Source organism: Staphylococcus pasteuri (assembly GCF_003970495.1).
In the GTDB taxonomy this organism is placed as follows: Bacteria; Bacillota; Bacilli; order Staphylococcales; family Staphylococcaceae; genus Staphylococcus; species Staphylococcus pasteuri.
The window spans coordinates 44,662-61,286 of record NZ_RXWW01000002.1 but is presented as its reverse complement, the minus strand read 5'-3'; the positions used below and the strand labels follow the sequence as shown (position 1 = coordinate 61,286).

General features: G+C 32.4%; 18 protein-coding genes. 3 read left to right on the top strand and 15 right to left on the bottom strand.

Features of this window, described 5'->3' with window-relative positions; genetic code table 11:
* Positions 1–40 precede the first annotated feature (40 nt).
* From cntM to CD121_RS00325, 4 genes are all read right to left on the bottom strand, one after another.
* Positions 41–1,330, bottom strand: a complete 1,290-nt coding sequence (gene cntM / locus CD121_RS00340; RefSeq protein ID WP_126567238.1) for a staphylopine biosynthesis dehydrogenase — start codon at positions 1,328–1,330, stop codon at positions 41–43.
* Positions 1,323–2,138: a staphylopine biosynthesis enzyme CntL gene (gene cntL, locus CD121_RS00335; protein ID WP_126567258.1), complete on the bottom strand. Its 816-nt coding sequence runs from the start codon at positions 2,136–2,138 to the stop codon at positions 1,323–1,325. Before cntL ends, cntM begins: the two co-directional genes overlap by 8 nt.
* Entirely contained in the window at positions 2,138–2,977 is an 840-nt protein-coding gene (gene cntK, locus CD121_RS00330) for a histidine racemase CntK (RefSeq protein WP_126567237.1), read from the bottom strand. The genes cntL and cntK overlap by 1 nt, the downstream gene beginning before the upstream one ends.
* Positions 2,978–3,387: 410 nt before the next feature.
* Entirely contained in the window at positions 3,388–3,948 is a 561-nt protein-coding gene (locus CD121_RS00325) for a TetR/AcrR family transcriptional regulator (RefSeq protein ID WP_082082900.1), read from the bottom strand.
* A gap of 141 nt (positions 3,949–4,089) precedes the next feature.
* Between CD121_RS00325 and CD121_RS00320 the strand changes: the two genes are divergently transcribed.
* Complete coding sequence (locus CD121_RS00320; protein WP_017637782.1) at positions 4,090–4,815, top strand: ABC transporter ATP-binding protein; 726 nt, start codon at positions 4,090–4,092, stop codon at positions 4,813–4,815.
* Positions 4,815–5,900, top strand: a complete 1,086-nt coding sequence (locus tag CD121_RS00315) for an ABC transporter permease (protein WP_017637783.1) — start codon at positions 4,815–4,817, stop codon at positions 5,898–5,900. The genes CD121_RS00320 and CD121_RS00315 overlap by 1 nt, the downstream gene beginning before the upstream one ends.
* Before the next feature lie 68 nt (positions 5,901–5,968).
* Here the strand turns inward: CD121_RS00315 and CD121_RS00310 are convergent, their stop codons facing one another.
* The 10 genes from CD121_RS00310 to CD121_RS00265 all read right to left on the bottom strand — a co-directional run bounded on the left by CD121_RS00310 (position 5,969) and on the right by CD121_RS00265 (position 14,125).
* Entirely contained in the window at positions 5,969–6,655 is a 687-nt protein-coding gene (locus tag CD121_RS00310; protein WP_126567236.1) for a type 1 glutamine amidotransferase domain-containing protein, read from the bottom strand.
* 19 nt (positions 6,656–6,674) lie between these two features.
* Entirely contained in the window at positions 6,675–7,679 is a 1,005-nt protein-coding gene (locus CD121_RS00305; protein ID WP_070451950.1) for an NADP-dependent oxidoreductase, read from the bottom strand.
* A gap of 37 nt (positions 7,680–7,716) precedes the next feature.
* Entirely contained in the window at positions 7,717–8,163 is a 447-nt protein-coding gene (locus tag CD121_RS00300) for a MarR family winged helix-turn-helix transcriptional regulator (protein WP_117239442.1), read from the bottom strand.
* A gap of 167 nt (positions 8,164–8,330) precedes the next feature.
* Positions 8,331–9,239 carry a ribokinase gene (gene rbsK, locus CD121_RS00295; protein WP_046467258.1) on the bottom strand — a complete coding sequence of 303 codons (909 nt, stop codon included), beginning with the start codon at positions 9,237–9,239 and terminating at the stop codon, positions 8,331–8,333.
* Between the two features lie 23 nt (positions 9,240–9,262).
* Complete coding sequence (gene rbsD, locus CD121_RS00290) at positions 9,263–9,667, bottom strand: D-ribose pyranase (protein ID WP_029056702.1); 405 nt, start codon at positions 9,665–9,667, stop codon at positions 9,263–9,265.
* Positions 9,668–9,685: 18 nt separating this feature from the next.
* A complete protein-coding gene (gene rbsU / locus CD121_RS00285; RefSeq protein WP_126567235.1) occupies positions 9,686–10,567 on the bottom strand; it encodes a ribose/proton symporter RbsU in 882 nt (293 codons plus the stop codon).
* Between the two features lie 190 nt (positions 10,568–10,757).
* The gene (locus CD121_RS00280; RefSeq protein WP_046467260.1) at positions 10,758–11,702 is read right to left on the bottom strand and encodes an amidohydrolase family protein; all 945 of its coding nucleotides are present in this window, start codon (positions 11,700–11,702) and stop codon (positions 10,758–10,760) included.
* Between the two features lie 17 nt (positions 11,703–11,719).
* The gene (locus CD121_RS00275; RefSeq protein ID WP_046467261.1) at positions 11,720–12,343 is read right to left on the bottom strand and encodes a nuclear transport factor 2 family protein; all 624 of its coding nucleotides are present in this window, start codon (positions 12,341–12,343) and stop codon (positions 11,720–11,722) included.
* 239 nt (positions 12,344–12,582) lie between these two features.
* A complete protein-coding gene (locus CD121_RS00270) occupies positions 12,583–13,608 on the bottom strand; it encodes an NAD-dependent formate dehydrogenase (RefSeq protein WP_126567234.1) in 1,026 nt (341 codons plus the stop codon).
* A 157-nt stretch (positions 13,609–13,765) separates the two neighbouring features.
* The gene (locus CD121_RS00265) at positions 13,766–14,125 is read right to left on the bottom strand and encodes a Na-translocating system protein MpsC family protein (protein ID WP_017637794.1); all 360 of its coding nucleotides are present in this window, start codon (positions 14,123–14,125) and stop codon (positions 13,766–13,768) included.
* Between the two features lie 161 nt (positions 14,126–14,286).
* On the opposite strand from CD121_RS00265, the gene CD121_RS00260 reads away from it, so the two are divergent.
* Positions 14,287–14,835 carry a cysteine hydrolase family protein gene (locus CD121_RS00260; RefSeq protein ID WP_126567233.1) on the top strand — a complete coding sequence of 183 codons (549 nt, stop codon included), beginning with the start codon at positions 14,287–14,289 and terminating at the stop codon, positions 14,833–14,835.
* Positions 14,836–15,120: 285 nt separating this feature from the next.
* Here CD121_RS00260 and CD121_RS00255 read toward each other — a convergent pair whose 3' ends face one another.
* Entirely contained in the window at positions 15,121–16,488 is a 1,368-nt protein-coding gene (locus CD121_RS00255; RefSeq protein ID WP_119622639.1) for an MFS transporter, read from the bottom strand.
* Between the last annotated feature and the right edge of the window lie 137 nt (positions 16,489–16,625).

The window sequence follows — 16,625 nt, the reverse complement described above, 5'->3', positions numbered from 1 at the left end:
GTGTTGTCTCTTCTTAAAACCTCAAATCTTTAAAAAATCCCTATTGCATTGCTAAATAAGTCTTAATGAGTGATATATCCTGTTGGAAATGATTAAGCTCAAATTGAGAAGATAGTGATTGATGCGGATGTTGACTTTGGTAATGTCGACAATATGTTTTATATCTCTCTAACAATTCATCTATCATAGGTGTAGGCACTTCTAAAGCTTTACCAATAGACTGAATAACCGTTGTACGATAATAATCTTCACTAGGCATTCTTGGTATATGTACGACACCCTCTTCGTTTTGATATAACTGTTTGAACGGAACCGCTGAAAAGTCGAAATAGCGACCCTCTTGATCTGGTTGTGAAAATGGATCAATTAATATAGCTGAATATCTCACATAGAGTAGATATTCTTGTTTTACGCTAGGTAAAGATTTAAATTGACTGATATCCACCTCTTTTAACGTTTCTGGTCTCACTGGATAATTTTCTTTAACCATAAATTTCAAAAGATTGACTGAGGGCACACTTAATTTCTGTAATATTGCCATCATCTCTTGCCACATCTGACGCATTTCACTAATTAGCGTCATTGTAATTGGTCCTTCTGGAAATAATTTATATACATAAACAGGTACGTCTGTACCTTCGAAAATAGCTTTTAATGAAAAATCATTCATAAACAATGGCGGGTGTACATATAGTGAACTATTACGTATTTCCGCATGTAATGGTGTATTCATCACTGAAAGCTTTATATTTAATCTCTTAAATAATAACTGTAATTGATTCATTAAATTTGATGATTGTTTATTCGAACCTACAAATAACTTCGATTTCACTCCTGTTGTAAGTACACAATGAGGTTGAGCCGAGTCAATGACTCTTGTATCTCCTAGGTATGTTGAAAATGAAATGATCTCAACATCCTCATTCTTGTCTTTCATTAATTGTTCTATCATCATATGCGAACCAAACGTCGGCGACACTAATATAATATGTTTGATCTTTTGCAATGTATTGGAATCTAATTGACGCAGCATAGAACAATACGCATCGGCAGTACATGCCAAAATGATTGTGTCGTATAGTTGATTCACATGTTGAATGTCTTTATAAAAACGACGAATTCGGAATTCCCCTGCAAATTGACTATGAGCTTCATTTTGCGTTGTAACTTTGAACATACCGTCGTGTTGATAACCGTTATAGACTGCTAACGATTTCTCGGATGTAGTAGCACGACCAACCATATCTATATCTTTAATTGATAATTGATGACAAATTTGTGCTAGTTGTACGCCAACAGGACCACTACCAATAATTAGTACATTAGACATACGTTTTATCCTCTTTTAACAAAGGCTTTTGATATAATGCGATATCAAAAATTTGATTCTCTTGTACTAATCGATAAACACATTGCCAATGATGCGTTAATGTTGGTTGTGAGGGATAATTAAATATCGATTTCAGATCATCGCCATAACGCATAGCTACAACCACGTTATCGTTCGTTAATTCAAATAGTTGGTCTAAGATGTCATATTTAACAGGTATGGTTGAACTAAAAATAATATGTGTCACTTCATTGATATCAGGTATTTGATCTACAGTTTTGTTTGATATTTCAATATTTTCGTTAGGTGCTAATACATTAACGACACGTTGACCTAAGTCCACAGCTTCACTATCAATATCAATACCAATAACAGAAGCACCAGTTTCTTTAGCAACTTGTATTAATGTCATTGGATACGCACCTGATCCAACAAGTAACAATTTATCATCCTTACCTATACGCCATTGTCCAAATTCTTCATCAATGCAATGTTCAATATTGTCAAAGTATCCTGAGGTAGACGTCTTACCGTCTAACAATCGTCTTGCTCTTATCATTTCAACTTGTTTTACACACTGTGCTGTAATGTCTTGTAGTTGTTGCGTGAGTTGATGTTTTCTCTCTTCATCTTGCCAAGCTACAAATTGTTCTTGCTGTGTTGAATTCAATATGAATTGACTATAGCTATCAACCAATGTTTCTAACTTATTAATGTCATTTGGATTCTGAATCACATCTTGATACACCTTTTCAAATTGATTTAAATATTGTTGTAAAAGATGATCTATCTCTATCTTTGAATTCATCAATTTACCATCGTCTCCTGTTCTATATAAGCTTTTCCTGATGCAACAGTAGATACGCTACCTTTAATTGAAGTATGATATCCATGAGTCGGGCAGTACTTAGATGTTACTGAAATACTGCCACCTGGTTGATATACAATATAATCAGTACAAGATTTTTGACTTTGATAATTATTAAATACACCTATAGTAGCCGCGCCAGAACCACAGCTATTCTCCCAAATTAAACTTTCCACTTCTGGTATATAAATTAAAGGGTGGAGAAATTGTTTTTGCACATGAAATAACATGATGCCAATAGTTTTATATTGATGATCCCACTGCTGATTTTTAACATATTGCTCTATTTGATGTTTAATGGACGGCGAAATCTCTTCTATTGGAATGACATAATGTACATATGAGTCATATGTCACCTTTATCGCTTGCCATACCTGTTGCCCAATATGTAAATATTCCTGTGATACTTGCTGTACTTGGGGCATGCCAACTTCATATAATTGATAATCATGTATCGTGCAAGGTACTAACTCTTCACATCCAGATACATCGACATAACATTGTTTTGATGTCAGTAGTTTGTGCTCCTTTAAATATTGAATGTAAGACATTGTTGCATTGCCACAAAATTCATTTCCACTCATTACTAAACGAAGTGTTTCACCATTGTCTTCTGTCATAGATTCTATAAAACCTACTTGTTCACAACATACATGTGTAGATGCCATTAGTTGATTGGCAATCCTTGCATAGTCACTTGGACAATGTTGTGAATGTACAAGAATAGTCATATTTCCAGACGGATTATACTTAGAAAATTCAACAACTTGTCGTTGCATATAATACTCCTTTATGTTGTAAATTCTTTTTACATTTATTGATATAAGCCAGTTCTGACCTATATATCCAAAAATGCAAAACAGTTGCACGAAACAAATAGTAATTATTACGATTTAAAGAAGATAATATATGACTAAGATATTATTGTCAATATAATTGATAATAATTTTCATTAAAATTCCATATATTTATTAAATTTGTGCCTTTAAATATGGGATTGATACTGATATATTAAACCCATCAAAAATGTCTATTCTATATACAAAAAATCACCTTACTATGTGTCTTAGTAAGGTGATCTTATGCGCGTTTTAATAATTTATTTTATTATTATAGATATGTGTAACATAATAAAAATAGTGCCATTCTAAAAATAATTTCCTTGATACTGATGTATTTTAAATTCTTATTAGGCAAATACTGTGTTAAAAATTTTATCAATAATTAAGGTTAATTCTTTAGGTGATTCTTGTCTGCCACGCTTTACCCAATCTTGTAAAACACCAAAGACTGCATTGCTCATAAAAATAATTAAAAAATATTTTTCTTTAGTCGTTAATGTTTGAGTATTGACGATAGGTATTAACTGTACTTCAATATTTTGCTGTAAATTCTGCTTCATTACTTGATGAATAGTATAAGCACCATTATCTTTTAACAATAATAGGAATAATTCCCCTTCATTAAGCCAAAAGTTCAAAGCATATTCAAAAAATTGAAGACGATGTGTAAAGTGAATGTTCGCTAAGCGTTTCTTTCCTTTCTTCATCATTGCTTGCTGATATTTAAATAAAAAATCATCTTTATCTTTATAATGTTGATAGAAAGTCCCTCTACTAATACCACTTTTAAGACAAATGTCTTTTACAGTAATTTCATTATATGATTTATTTTCTAATAACTTAATTATGCCTTTTTCTATTCTCATTAACGTTTTATATACACGTTTATCAACCACTTGTTCATCCATTTTCTTCATCTCACTAACTTTATTGAACATCTATTTATGATTTGTCTAATACTTTTCAATTAATATACTTTTATATGTAAATCTGATTTATATTGAATATACAGTAATTAGACACAGTGTCAAATAAGGAGGTAAATGAATATGACAAAGCCAATCGCAGCATTAACTGATGCAGTAAAAATATACGATAAACATAAAGTATTAGATCATATTAGCCTTGAAATTCATGAAGGAGAACTATTAGGACTAATTGGTCCAAGTGGTTCAGGTAAGACAACAACAATTAAATGCTTATTAGGTATGGAAAAATTAAATTCTGGTTCAACACAAGTTTTTAATAAAAAAATGCCCCATCGACGTGTATTGAGTCATATTGGTTATATGGGACAAACTGATGCACTATATGAATCATTATCAGCTAAAGAGAATTTAACCTTTTTTGGTCATTTAGCAGAATTAAAAGGTGAACAATTAAAACAGAGTATTGGTAAAAATTTACAATTAGTCAATTTAGAAAATTCACTAACTAAGACTGTTAATACATTCTCCGGTGGTATGAAACGTCGATTATCACTGGCAATTACACTATTAGCTAATCCAAGCCTTATCATACTAGATGAACCGACTGTCGGTATTGATCCTAAGCTGAGACAACAGGTCTGGTCTCAATTAAAAAATTTAACTCATGAAGGTAAAAGTGTCATTGTCACTACACATGTAATGGACGAAGCTGAACGTTGTGACAAAATAGGTCTCATAGTTGAAGGACGACTATTTGCTATAGGAACACCTAATGAATTAAAACAAAAATTCAAAGTCAAAACAATTGAAGAAGTCTTTATAAAAGCAGAGGAGGTTAAACACTAATGAAACTGATGGCTATCATTCAACGTGTCATTATAGAATTACTAAGAGATAAGCGCACATTGGCACTTATGTTCTTAGCACCTTTATTAGTTCTCACACTCATGTATTTTGTATTTAATTCTGATGAAGATACCGATTTGAAAATTGGTGTTGCCGATTCTGTATCAAGCCATGTTACTGATAATATTAAAAATGATGATGTTTCTTTTAAACACTTTGATTCAGACAAAAATATTAAATCTAAAATAGAAAACAACGATTTAGATGCCTATATTTATCAAGATAAACATACTTTGCATGTCACATATACAAACGAAGATCCAAGTAAATCAGGTTCAATTAAACAATTATTACATCAGTCAATTCAGAAAAATAAAATGTCTGACGTTAAAAAGATAATCAATTCTATGCCTCAAGCTGCAAAAGGAAAACAATCAGAAGATACTAAAATAGACAATAGCTATTTATATGGAGACAAAGATAGTAACTATTTTGATAAAATGTTCCCAATTTTAATGGGATTCTTTGTATTTTTCTTCGTCTTTCTTATTTCAGGAATTGCACTACTGCGTGAACGTACGACAGGTACTTTAGAACGTGTGTTATCAACTCCTATCAGACGTAGTGAAATTGTCTTTGGTTATCTATTCGGCTACGGTATTTTCGCTATTATACAAACGCTTATCATTGTCCTGTTTTCAATCTATTTATTAAGTATCAACTTAGCAGGTAGTCTGGGGTATGTCTTGCTCATTAATATTTTACTAGCTATTACAGCGTTAGTAATGGGAATATTTATCTCTACATTTGCTAATTCAGAATTTCAAATGGTTCAATTCATACCTATCGTTGCCATCCCACAAGTGTTCTTTTCTGGTATCTTTCCACTAGAAAACATGACACCTTGGTTAAGTAATATTGGCTACTTGTTCCCACTTCGATATGCTGGTGACGCTTTAACAAATATTATGATTAAAGGGCAAGGTTGGTATCATATTTGGTTTGATGTAATGATACTTTGTTTATTTATCATTATTTTCATTCTACTCAATATCATTGGACTCAAACGCTATCGAAAAGTTTAATCATTTAATCTTCATAATAAAGAAGTACTTGATTTCAACTATAATCAAGTACTCTTTTTTATTCTAATCTATTTATTTAACAATGCTTTTACTTCACGGGCAACATGTTCTGGTGATTGTGGGTTTTGGCCAGTAACGATTTGTCCATCAACAACAACATATGGACGAAATGGCAATTTAGCTTTACTATAATGTGCGCCACGACGTTTAATTTCGTCTTCTAATTTAAAAGGAACGACATTTTTACGATTGGCCAACACTTCTTCTACATTTGAAAATCCAGTCAATTGATGTTGATCAATAATGAAACGTCCTTTACTATTCTTAGCATTTAATAATCCTGCGATGCCGTGACATACAGCTGAAACAATACCACCATGATTATAAATTTCATTAATTGCATTTTGTGCATCTTTATTATCAGGAAAATCAAACATCACACCATGACCACCTGTAAAATAAATGGCGTCATATTGCTTAGGGTCCGCTTCAGCAATAGGTTGCGCATAGTTCAATAAATTCATAAAGTTCTCATCATATAAATATGATTTAGTCGTTTTATCTAATGTTAGACGTCCAAGACTTACTGGATCGATAGGTGTGTTGCCACCTGTAATGTTGAATAAATCGACTTGGTAGTCATCACTTCTAAATTGATTATAAAAATGTACGAGTTCACTTAACCATAAACCAGTTGGTATTTCAGTACCTTCAAAGACATCAGTACTTGTATTTACTATCATTATTTTTTTCATTGTATCGGCTCCCTATTCTCTATTTATCTTCCATCTTAATAATAATTTTCCCTTTAGCTCTACCGCTATTTGAATATTCAATAGCTTGTTGAGTATCTTTAAAATCATATACTCTATCTATAACTGGTTTAATTTGACCTTTTTCAATTAAGTTGCGAATGATTTCAAGCTGTTCGCCGCTAGGTTCCATAAATAAAAATTCATAATTGACATGATGTTTCTTTGCTTTAAGTAATAGTTTTAAAGATGCCAAGCCTAATAGCGTAGTTTTAGCAAATCCAAGTTTCAAACGTCGTCCTAGTTTAGCTGTTGGAATACCTGAAACTGATGCCACTGTACCGCCAGTCTTGAGTACCTCAAATGAATGATTCAAATTATCTCCACCCAATGTATCAAATACACCATCATAGTTTGATATTTCTTTCCAAAAGTTTTGTTCTCTATAATTAATTATTTTATCAGCACCTAATTGTGATACAAGGTCGTATCCTTTAGGACTTGCTGTTGTCGCTACAAATAATCCCATTGCTTTAGCCAATTGAATAGCAAATGTACCTACACCACCTGATCCAGCTTGAATTAATACTTTATCACCTTTTTTAAGTTTCATCATATCATTAAACGCTTGATATGATGTTAGACCAACAAGAGGTACACTCGCTGCTTCTTCAAAAGTTAAATTATTTGGTTTTAAAGCAATATCATGTTCATCAATTGAAATATACTCTGCAAATGTGCCTATTTTCTTTTTCCGTGGACGACCATATACCTCGTCTCCAATTTTAAATTGTTTTACGTTACTACCAACTTCTGTAATGACACCAGAAAAATCATTTCCTAGTATGAGCGGGAATTGATATTTCAATAATATACGTAACTCACCATCTCTAATTTTAAAATCTATAGGATTTATACTTGCTGCTATAATTTTTACTCTTACTTCATTTGGATTCATACTTGGTATCGGCATACGTGTTTCAGTTACAGGGTTATTTCCATATTGATAGATAACCATTGCCCTCATATCTGTTTTCATCTTTATCTCTCCTTTAAATGAATGTTTAATGATGTCTGCTTAATACTTGTTCTAGTTGATCGAGTTGATTCACGAAGTCGATAAGTTCTTGCTCACTAAATTCATTATTTAATCTTGATTTCAAAGTATTAGCAATTTTTGAAGTTACTTCACTAATCAATTTCTCACCCTCATCAGTTAATGTGATTAATTTAATTCGCTTATTATCAGAAGGTGCTTGCGCTACATAGCCTTTGTCTTGAAGTTTATTTATTCTCTTTGAGGCTGCCGTCTTAAATATATTTTGCTGTGTGGCTAATTCTCCAATAGTCATTGAACCATTAGCTTGTATCATTCTAAGTGCTTCAATTTGTTCTCTTGATAATACATCATCAAGTCCTGTTTCTTTAACCATGTCATCGATTTCTTTATTAATGTGCATCATTACAACATGAAATTGGTTAATGGATTGTTCTAGTTGATTAATATTCATTTTATTGCCCCTATTTCAAAAGTAATTATTTAATAGTACACCGGGTGTACTATTAAATATAAGATACCTTTCTTTATAATTCAAATGATTGATTTGATTAATACTTTTTAGAAATTAAAAACCTCTGATTAGCCGTTCAAAAAGAAGACTATCAGAGGTTTATATAATTATTCTACTTCTTCTGCTAAAGGAATAGAGGCTTGTGCGCCTGATTTTTGTACTGTAAGTGAAGCTGCCCTGTTAGCAAAATCAATGGCTTCAACAAGATTACGTTCTTCCATATTAAATCGACTGACGAAAGCGCCGATAAAAGTATCTCCTGCTGCTGTTGTATCAATGGCTTTTACTTTTTGAGCTGGTACTAATCCAGAATCATTTTCAACGGCATAATATGTACCTTGTTCTCCTAAAGTAATGATGACCACTTTTGCACCTAATCCTAAGAAATAATTCGCATTTTGTGCCATAGACGCTTCATCTGTGACAGGGGTGCCTGATAATATTTCTGCTTCAAATTCATTAGGCACAATCACATCAATTAATTCCAATAATTCTTGTGGTAATTCCTTGGCTGGTGCTGGATTTAAGACTGTCGTTACACCTGCTGCTCTTGCTACTTTGAAAGCTTCAATGATTGCTGGTACCGGTACTTCTAACTGTGCAACAATGAAATCTGCTTGTGTAATTGCCTCTTTAGCACTAACAACATCTTCTGGTGTAATGGCCATATTTGCACCGCCATAGACGTAAATCGTATTTTGACCTTGCGCGTCAACAGTGATAAATGCTTGGCCAGTTGATTCAGTTTCAGATTCTAAAATATAATCTATATTCATACCTGCATCTTTAAAATCGTCGAACATAAATTGCGCTAATCCATCTTTACCTACTTTAGAAATAAATGTCGTATTAGCTTTCATACGTGCTGTTGCAATAGCTTGGTTGGCACCTTTACCGCCACCATAGGATTGTTGTGCTTTTTCCACATGTAATGTTTCCCCTGGTTTGGCATATCGTTCAACTGTTAAAAATTGGTCTACATTTGTAGATCCCAAAATAACGACTTTATTAGTCATAACAACCTCTCCGTTTCAATTAATTAAAATGTTACGTTTGATTCAAGGATGATATTAGAGAATGGTGTAGTTTCACCAGTACGTATATTTCCTTTATTTAATGGATGACTTAAATATGCTTTCATTTCTGAATGTGGAATAAATTCAATTTCCACATCATCATCAATTAAATTTTTAATTTGTTTTAACTGTGTCGCATTATTTGTTTTGATTTCTTCAGCTAAATAAATTTTTTGAATTTTCATTTCTGATAATACTGTTTCTAGTACATCAATAAATTTAGGTAATTCCTTTGTTACTGCTAAATCAATTCTTCTATCATCATTTGGGATAGGCATTCCCGCGTCGTTAACTGTCAGTAAATCATAATGACCAATCGTTGCGATAGCTTTTGATACATGACTATTGAGTAATGCTGTTTTCTTCATCAAAATCTCTCCTCTTTATTATTTGATAAATACTGTTACAGTCGCTGCTACTAAAATAAGTACTAATCCAATGACAGTGACTAACATTTCTTTAGATGTTTTACGTTGGTTTAAGAAGTAAATGCCAGTTAAAGTTGCAAGCACAACAGAAGTTTGAGATAGTACGAAACCTGTTGCTAAACCATTCATATTTGGTTGTGCAGAGATAAGATATGTCAACGCTGCAAATGCAAAGAAGAAACCTGAGATAATTTGCAACCATGTTACTTTCATAGTAAATGGATTACTTTCTTTCATGTTCATCAATCCATAAATAACAGCTACAATCACCATACCGATTGCTTGTGGTAAGAATGCTGCTTTACCACCGATATCTGTCGCTTGTGGTGCTGCTGAATATAACCAATAACCAATTTCACCAATTAATAAAATCACAACTGCTTTTCTTAATGATTTGCTATTTGTTGCTTCTGGATGCTCATCCCAAACTGTCATACGCGCACCAATTAAAATAACAATTAATGCGATAAATCCGATAATTTTATTTGTAACACCAGGCCAGTTACCAAGTGCAAAGACGCCCCATAAAGAAGCACCTAACAATTGAAATGCTGTTGTTACTGGCATTGCACGTGATGATCCTACATATTCAAATGCTTTGAATGTCATGATTTGACCAAAACTCCACCCTGCGCCTGATAACAGTGCAAAGAATAAATCCATACCTGTTGGGAAACTATGACTTGTCGATGCAAAGAACACAATGGCAAAAATTAATGTTCCGACAGTAGCACCTATAATTTGGTTTACTGGTTTACCACCAAATTTTGAAGCGATAGTTGGAAATAGACCCCAACCTATTAGTGGTCCTAAACCAATAAGTATTGCGACTAAATTCATTATTAAACACCTCTATCTATATTTTTTATAATGACCAAATTTTTAGGAAAACGCTTTACTCAAGTATAGCACTATCATGTATAATTGATGAAATATTAAGAGGACAAAAGATTTATTCTGATTTATTGTCATAACTTATTCAAAATATAAAAGGAGCATTCCAATCGGAACGCTCCTTTTTTAAATACTATTATTTATTTGAAAATCCTAACAATTTACTTGCATTGTTATATAAGAATTTTTCTTTTTGTTCATTAGATAATTGATCTGTAGATTCAAGCTGATTCGCTAATAATTTAATTACTTCATCAGTTGTATAAGGCGCATCTGCACCATACACAATTTTATCTTCATCCACCATTTCTAATAATGTTGGTAATTGATAAGGTAATACCATACCAGCTAAATCAAAGTATAAGTTTTTCATAACTTGTTCGATATCATCCGGTCCATTTTCAACATTAAACATTTTATTACCTATGCTCACACGTTGTGCAATCACTGGTAACAATGCACCGCTATGTGGCACAATCCATTTAATATTAGGATATTTACTAAACACATTATTTTGACTCATGAAAATAATCGCGCGTGTCGTATCAAAGAAAAATTCCATCAATGGTGATAGTATTTTTTCTTTAATTGAATCATTAACTGGTTTAGGTTCATTGGGATGAATTGCTACTAATGCGTGACGTTCATCTAGTTTAGCAAGAATTTTATCTAAACGATCATCACCTAAATAAATACCTCGTGCATTGGTTGGTAATGTAAACCCTAATGCATGTTGGTCATCTAAGGCATGGTCGATCATTTGAATACTCTCGTCTACTAAAGGTAATGGTAATGATGCGAAGTAGTCTAATTTATCTTGATGCGCTGTTACCATCTCAGCAGCATAGGTATTCACTTCTTCAGTTAACTCAAGCATTTCTTTATCTGGTGCAGCACTTAAATGTGGGCTTGAAATTGATAATACACTATAATCTATCTCTTCATCTTCCATTAACTTTAAATAACTATCTATTGAAAATGAAGGCGTTGGTACACCGTCACCTTTACCATCAAAATAATCATCTAAAAATTTCACAAATCCTGGTGAAAGATAATGTGAATGTAAGTCTATTTTTTTCATCTTTAATACTCCTTTATTTATATCGTGTCGTTTTGATAAGTTAACCATTGATCTAAACGTTGATAATAATCGTTCAATTGCTCTGGTCGATCAATACCTTGTAATTCATGATTTACACTATAACCAATGTAATTTAGGCAATAACTTAAGCATGCATAACTTGAACGATATGCTTGTAACTGTTCGTCTGGAATAGTAATCGTTGAAGGTACGACTGGTGTAAGACTATCTTTTTCATAAACACATTCCATATTTTGGATATACCAAGTGTCTCCTTCTTTAACTAATCCATACACAATTTTCGCATCTGAATTGAGTTGCATTTGAACATCCTCAATAGGTAATCGTGCTTGGATTGTTGCCTGCATAATTGCAACTGCTCTATGTTGATTAATCCAAATCTGTGAATTATAAATTTGATGCGGTGCATAACGATTCATTTCTTTTGATGATTCTACAAATTCAGCGCCTGACCCTTTAAACCACGAAATATTTACCGTTGAATCTTTTGAAAAACATTGATACATACTGTCCCAAAGACTGTTATCACGACAAAATCTTTCAAATTGAATCAGTTCTAATATATTTTCTTTATCAAGTAATGTTTCGTTCGTAAATGGTTTATTTCTTTCGAATAACATAATCTATCTCCTTTAATTTATAACTAAAGTCTAGTTTTGCTCATTCCAATTAATATGTGGACATCTATCCGTTTATTATGAAAAAGATAAACCTAAATTACAACCAATTTGTAATCGATGCTAAATAATAAAAATAGAGAAACATTGTCCAGGGGTAAACAATGTTTCTCTATTATAGATTTATATTTTTTTAAGGGAGATGGGAAAGGGTAATATCCATGGCTATGGTGTTGTGTGAATTATTTTGCGTTATAGCTTGCGCTTGTGATTTGACCTCCGTCAACTATCACATCTTTGTCTTGGAATGGTTCATTGTTAAAGAAACGATTTAAAATATCTTTTGTACCTTCTTCTATACGTTGTTGTGCTTCTAATGTCATACCTGAATAGTGTACAGTCATTGCATTTCTAGGCATATTTCTCCAAGGGTGATCTGCAGGAGCAGGTTGTGGATACCATACGTCACCAGCATAGCCTTGAATGTGTTTAGATTCTAATTGTTTTACTAATGCTTCTGTATCTACAATTTTACCTCTAGCTGTGTTAACTAAATAACTACCTTCTTTCATTTTACTTAACACATCATTATTAAATAGTGTATCTGTATCTGGTGTAAGTGGTGCATGAATAGTAATTGCATCACTTGTTGATACTAATGTTTCAAAGTCTACAAATTTTGAATGTTCATTATCTTTTTGGTTGATTGGGTCATAATGTTGAATTGTTACGTTAAATGGTGCTAAACGTTCAGCTACTAATTGACCAATTCTACCAAAACCAAAGATACCGATTGTTTTATTTTGTAATTCATGTGCGTCATTACCAACTCTAGAAAGGTTCCATTCGCCTTCAACTGATTGTCTATGACCTTCTTCATAATTACGTAGTAAGATTAATAAGTCCATAACAGCATGTTCTGCAACACTTACTGTATTACTACCTGTTACTTCTACAACACCAACATTGTTTTCACTAGCTGCTTTTAAGTCAACGTGGTCAGAACCAACACCTGCAGTAATAGCTAATTTTAAGTTTGGTGCTTTTTCAAGACGTTCTTTAGTCATATAAGCAGGATAGAATGGCGCGCTAATAACAATATCCATATCTGCTAAGTGTTTATCTAAGTCAGCTTCACCATCTGTTAAGATAACTAATTCATGTCCTTTATCTTCTAAAAATGGTTTTAAACCAATTGCTTTTTTAGTATTTAAAATTTGATTTTCTTCGCCCTCTACATATTCTGGAAATAATGCTACTATTTTCATAAAATAATACACTCCTATAAAATTTTTTATTTAAAATTTAAATTACTTCTTAATACACAAAAATACCTGCTACTATTTGCACATATCACCCCCTTGAATAATTAATTTTATTCAAGCGTAGTTAGCAAACAGCACCAGGTACCTTACACCAGCACGCTTATTCTATTGATTTATCGAAAACAAATATTGATACTACTTCATCAGCAGCTAAATCAACATCTGTAAATAGTTTTACAAATTTAGCACCGACAAGTTCTTCCATCTCATCAGGATTGACCTCATCATATAGACGCTTTACTTCTTGTGTTCGTGCATGACGTAACATTTCTTCATTACGTTCATCACGCAAGTAAAAGTTTTCAACTTTACTTAATGCGCCTTGCATAAAAGCTATTGCCCAATTGTCTTTAAAATCAACATTGATTTTTTCAGGGCCTTTACCCACATGTTCTTTGCGATAGGCACGTACAAGATTAGCAAAGGCTTGCTCTTTTTTTCTTTTATCTATTTGACTCACCTTCTTCTAATTAAGAAGCGTTTTCAATTACGTTACAGATACCATTGTAATACTTTTGACAAAATTTTCAAGAGAAATGATCACAATTTAGACACAAATCTAAATATTTCTTTTTTTTAGTTACATACGTTAGAATTAACAAAACGTTTAGGAGAGATAAAATGACTAAAAAACAAGCACTCATTATTATAGATATACAAAATGATTACTTCGAAGGTGGTAAAAACCCACTTGTTAATCCTGAAACTGCTACAGACAAAGCGGTTCAATTGAAAGATGCATTTAAAGAACAACAATTACCTGTTATTTATATTCAACATATTGATCATACTGAAGGTGCACCTTTATTTGAAGCAGGTACTAATGGTATTGAAATTCATGAAAAATTCAACGTACAATCTGATGATATTATCATTGAAAAGCAATATCCTAATAGCTTTTTAGGTACAACTTTACAAGACACTTTAAAATCACAAGGTGTTGAACAACTTGTGATTACAGGTATGATGACACATATGTGTATTGATTCAACAACAAGAGCTGCGGCTGAACTTGGCTACCAACCTATTCTAGTTGAAGATACAACTGCTACTTGTGACTTAGAGTATAATGGCGAAACAGTCGATGCTAAAAATGTACAAACTGCATATATTTCAGCATTATCAAACTTCGCTTCAGTAACAACAACTTCAGAATTTTTAACTAAATAATAAAGATTTTGCTCTCATATTTGAAATGAGCGATTTATAATCTAATATCTGAATTATAACTAAAGACCTTCTTATTGCATTTTATGTGCAATGAGAAGGTCTTCTTTATTATTAATGATCTGCCATATCAATCTAGATAGGGGAGGGGAATAGCACACTGAAGAAAAGTAGATTTTCAGACTACCGTCACACTAACTTCAGACAAACCGAACACTTACCTCCAGTCAAATAATACCTTCATGACAGTTATATACAAGTATCTCCCAATTAGACTCTTTGACTACATTAATTAGGCAGTTCATTCTCAACATTCTTTCCAACTGGCTCCCATTTCAGTACGAACGTAATTGTTAAACCTATTAAAGGTACAAGACCAATAATTAACATGGTTTGATTTAAACCTACAGTTGCTAAAATAATTGGGAATATGAACGTACCTATAATACTACCTGTTCTACTTACTGATTCTACAATTCCTGTCGCTTGTGAACGTAATTGCGTTGGAAATGACATTGCTCCTATCGTTTTACCTTGTGTACCTGGTCCCCCTGCATGTCCAAATAAGAATAGTGCGATTAAACATGAATTAATTATCATAGGCATAACACTATATAATAATCCCGTCATAATCATGACAAAGAGTACAATAGCAAAGCCTATCATTGTGAGTTTACGTGTACCTATCCGATAGGTATATTGTGCTCCTAAATAAGCACCAATAATACCAGCAATATTAACAATTCCAGTCCCAAGTAGCACACCTAGTTTATCTTCACTTATCATATATTTTGCAATTATAGGGATATATAAACCAACCGCATAATACTGCATTCCTTGTAAGGTAGAAATTGCTGTTGCTAGTGTAATTCTTTTTAAGTATGGCGGCTTTAAAAGTCTTTTATATTCAGGTTTAGCTGTGTCTATTTCTTTAACATCTGTTTCATTTTCTACTAATTGAATTTGAACGTCATAATGCTTTTGAATATATAGTGATGCTTTTTTAAGAGATAAATGATTAACAATCCATGTCGGACTTTCTTTCAAGTATTTCAATCTCATAATGTATAATATGAGGGCAATACCCCCTCCAAATGCAACTGCCATTCTCCATAAGAGTTCTCCAACACCTAATAAGAAAAACATAATGACCACTAATGAAGATATTACAATAGCGATGTACCATACAACTTGCCAGTAATTAACATTACGACCTCTTTGTACTTTATTACTAATTTCTGCAATAAATGTGAAGGCAACTGGACTATCCATACCAATAGCGATTCCCATTAAAAATCGGCTAATTAACAACATAAATAAATTAGGTGATATGGCTGCACATAATGATGTAACGATAAGAATTAAAAGAGAAATAGAAAGGATTCTTTTTCTCCCAAAACGGTGTGCTAAACTCCCTCCAAAAATCGCACCTATCAATGCACCTACAGGTAAAGATGTCATCACAATGGATAACATTGTGGGAGATAAATGAAACTCTTTTGTAATTTGATCAGTCATTGTTCCTAAAATGGTAATATCATATGCATCTAAAAATATCGTTCCCAATACCATTAAAAGTAACATTTTAGAAGTCTGTTGCTTATCAGAATCATCAATAATTCTGTATAAATCTTGCTTAGACTTTACCATTTCCATATTAACCATCCTTTAGATTTTCGTTAGATTAAGCTTAATTAATGATTATTAATTCATTATTAAGTAAAAATAAATATTTATTTAAGCCTTCTTTATTTCGCATATAATATTAATGAATATTTGTTTAATTGATATAA

Excerpts from the sequence above, each read along its gene's own strand:
- CD121_RS00315 (WP_017637783.1), top strand. The coding sequence starts at position 4,815 with ATGAAACTGATGGCTATCATTCAACGTGTCATTATAGAATTACTAAGA.
- CD121_RS00305 (WP_070451950.1), bottom strand. The coding sequence starts at position 7,679 with ATGAGGGCAATGGTTATCTATCAATATGGAAATAACCCTGTAACTGAA.
- cntM (WP_126567238.1), bottom strand. The coding sequence starts at position 1,330 with ATGTCTAATGTACTAATTATTGGTAGTGGTCCTGTTGGCGTACAACTA.
- rbsD (WP_029056702.1), bottom strand. The coding sequence starts at position 9,667 with ATGAAGAAAACAGCATTACTCAATAGTCATGTATCAAAAGCTATCGCA.
- CD121_RS00275 (WP_046467261.1), bottom strand. The coding sequence starts at position 12,343 with ATGTTATTCGAAAGAAATAAACCATTTACGAACGAAACATTACTTGAT.
- rbsK (WP_046467258.1), bottom strand. The coding sequence starts at position 9,239 with ATGACTAATAAAGTCGTTATTTTGGGATCTACAAATGTAGACCAATTT.
- CD121_RS00320 (WP_017637782.1), top strand. The coding sequence starts at position 4,090 with ATGACAAAGCCAATCGCAGCATTAACTGATGCAGTAAAAATATACGAT.
- cntK (WP_126567237.1), bottom strand. The coding sequence starts at position 2,977 with ATGCAACGACAAGTTGTTGAATTTTCTAAGTATAATCCGTCTGGAAAT.
- CD121_RS00310 (WP_126567236.1), bottom strand. The coding sequence starts at position 6,655 with ATGAAAAAAATAATGATAGTAAATACAAGTACTGATGTCTTTGAAGGT.
- cntL (WP_126567258.1), bottom strand. The coding sequence starts at position 2,138 with ATGAATTCAAAGATAGAGATAGATCATCTTTTACAACAATATTTAAAT.
- CD121_RS00300 (WP_117239442.1), bottom strand. The coding sequence starts at position 8,163 with ATGAATATTAATCAACTAGAACAATCCATTAACCAATTTCATGTTGTA.
- CD121_RS00280 (WP_046467260.1), bottom strand. The coding sequence starts at position 11,702 with ATGAAAAAAATAGACTTACATTCACATTATCTTTCACCAGGATTTGTG.
- CD121_RS00325 (WP_082082900.1), bottom strand. The coding sequence starts at position 3,948 with ATGGATGAACAAGTGGTTGATAAACGTGTATATAAAACGTTAATGAGA.
- CD121_RS00255 (WP_119622639.1), bottom strand. The coding sequence starts at position 16,488 with ATGGAAATGGTAAAGTCTAAGCAAGATTTATACAGAATTATTGATGAT.
- CD121_RS00260 (WP_126567233.1), top strand. The coding sequence starts at position 14,287 with ATGACTAAAAAACAAGCACTCATTATTATAGATATACAAAATGATTAC.
- CD121_RS00270 (WP_126567234.1), bottom strand. The coding sequence starts at position 13,608 with ATGAAAATAGTAGCATTATTTCCAGAATATGTAGAGGGCGAAGAAAAT.
- rbsU (WP_126567235.1), bottom strand. The coding sequence starts at position 10,567 with ATGAATTTAGTCGCAATACTTATTGGTTTAGGACCACTAATAGGTTGG.